We start from the raw sequence: 2,337 nt of genomic DNA, 5'->3' as shown, positions 1-2,337 counted from the left end.
CGTATAACGATGATTCCTCAGACAGTAGAGGATCAGGTCGTTGAAGAAGGTCATCTGCCGAACATTGCGATCATCAACACACCGGCGGCCATCATCCTCGGCACAAGTTGAAGAACAAGCTGAATAACCAGCTTATCGATCAACCTCTTGGCAACAAGGGGTTGATCATTTTTAGCTATTTTCTAGGGCTGATTTTCTAGGGTAGTGACTTTAAGGCTGTTTATTACTTATGTTACAACAGACTAAAATTTTTCGTTTTTTTTCACTCGGTTTATTTATTATTTTATTTCTGGCAGGTTGCGCTACCCGTTCATCAGAAATGATTTCAACAGATAAATTGGCGTTAGCTGAGTTAAATCCGCAACTTCGTTTTGATCAAGAAGTGATGATTGTACGTTTAACCCAAGTGTTGCAAGAAGCAAAATTAACGGATGATGACCGTGCAGATCTCTATTTTGAGCGTGGTGTAATTTACGATAGCTTAGGATTGTGGTCGCTTGCACGTTATGATTTCAACCAAGCCATTTCGCTTAATCAGAAAATGACAGCCGCCTATAACTATATGGGTTTATATCTGTTGTTAGAAGATGATTACGATAGCTCGGTTGATGCCTTTAATGCGGTGTTAGATTTAGATCCTGATTATGCTTATACCTACCTCAACCGAGGTTTAGCATTTTATTACAGCGGTCGATATTCAGAAGCCCAGCGTGATTTATTACATTTTTATAATGAAAATCCCGCTGACCCATACCGTGTTTTATGGCTGTATTTCAATGAGTTGGAGTTAACCCCTCAAGAGTCAAAAAATAATTTAATTGCCCGCGCTAAAAAAATCTCTGATGAATTTTGGGGCAAAAATGTGGTGGATTATTTTTTAGGTAATATCTCATTGAAACAACTGCGTAAGAAAATGGAAGCACAAGCCCAGCCAAATACAGCGGCTTATGCGGAAATGCTTACCGAAACTTACTTTTATTTAGCAAAACAAAAACTCAAATTGAATCAAAAAGATGAGGCGATCAGCCTCTTCCGCCTTGCTTTAGCAAACCAAGTGTTTAACTTTGTTGAGTATCGTTTTGCCTTGTTTGAACTCTCACAGCTTCGTAATAACGAAAGCATTAATAATGTTCAAACACCCACCGTTGTTGGGGATAATTAGGGACTCAAGCGGTCGATTTTGCAAGGAATCTTGCAGATCTTACCGCTATACTCATTTGACAAGTTATAAAAAGCACTGATTGCTTTCTATTTATTTTTCTTACCTAAACGCTCAACAATATATTTTGACTCGTTTCTTCGCATTTTTACGGCAAAGAAACTTCCTTTTATTTGGAATTTTATGACTGAAACAACTATGACTTTCGCCGATTTAGGCTTACCACAATCTATTCTTGATGCTGTAAACGATATGGGCTTTGTGACCCCATCGCCAATCCAACAAGAGTGTATTCCACATTTATTAAATGGTTGCGATGTACTTGGTATGGCACAAACAGGTAGCGGCAAAACAGCAGCATTCTCTCTCCCACTTCTTGCTCAAATCGATACTGAAGCTCGTCATCCACAAATGTTAGTAATGGCACCAACCCGTGAACTTGCCATCCAAGTAGCAGATGCTTGTGAACAATTTACGAAAAATATGCGTGGCGTGCGTGTGGTAACCGTTTATGGCGGACAGCGTTACGACATTCAATTACGTGCGTTAAAACAAGGCTCGCAAGTGGTCGTGGGTACGCCAGGTCGTATTTTAGACCATATCAACCGTGGCACATTAGACTTATCGCAACTTAAATTCATTGTATTAGATGAAGCGGACGAAATGTTGCGTATGGGCTTTATTGATGATGTAGAAACCGTGATGGCGGAATTGCCAGAACAGCATCAAACCGCACTTTTCTCAGCAACAATGCCTGAGCCGATTCGCCGTATTACTAAACGTTTTATGAACGAGCCGCAAGAGGTTAAAATCAAAGCAACGCAACGTTCTGCACCTGATATTACCCAAAGCTATTGGATGGTAAACGGTTTCCGCAAAAATGATGCTTTACTACGTTTCTTAGAAGTGGAAGAGTTTGATGCAACGATTATTTTTACTCGCACCAAAACAGGCACTATTGATATTACGGAACTTTGTGAGCGTAATGGCTACCGTACCGCTGCACTCAATGGCGATATGACCCAACAAGCCCGTGAGCAAACGTTAGATAAACTTAAATCTGGTCGTTTAGATATTTTACTCCGTAATTTGCGTTTCATTCTTCAAAGGGCGATTGGGACGGCCTATCCTGTAGGCATCCAGCCAGCGCAGCAGGTTGTAAAGTGGCTTCATGCTGC

Annotated in this window: 2 protein-coding genes; both read left to right on the top strand. The window is 40.7% G+C overall.

Annotated elements, in window-relative coordinates; all coding sequences use genetic code 11:
* The first annotated feature begins 229 nt into the window (after window positions 1–229).
* Window positions 230–1,162, top strand: coding sequence for a lipoprotein NlpI (nlpI, locus tag KH943_RS09905; RefSeq protein ID WP_304110417.1), 933 nt, complete (start codon window positions 230–232; stop codon window positions 1,160–1,162).
* Window positions 1,163–1,342: 180 nt separating this feature from the next.
* Window positions 1,343–2,337, top strand: a 995-nt coding sequence (locus tag KH943_RS09900; protein WP_304110416.1) for a DEAD/DEAH box helicase, incomplete at its 3' end; no start/stop codon positions are given.

This window comes from Haemophilus parahaemolyticus (assembly GCF_018373095.1).
GTDB lineage: Bacteria > Pseudomonadota > Gammaproteobacteria > Enterobacterales > Pasteurellaceae > Haemophilus_A > Haemophilus_A parahaemolyticus_A.
This window is presented reverse-complemented; position numbering and strand designations above follow the sequence as displayed.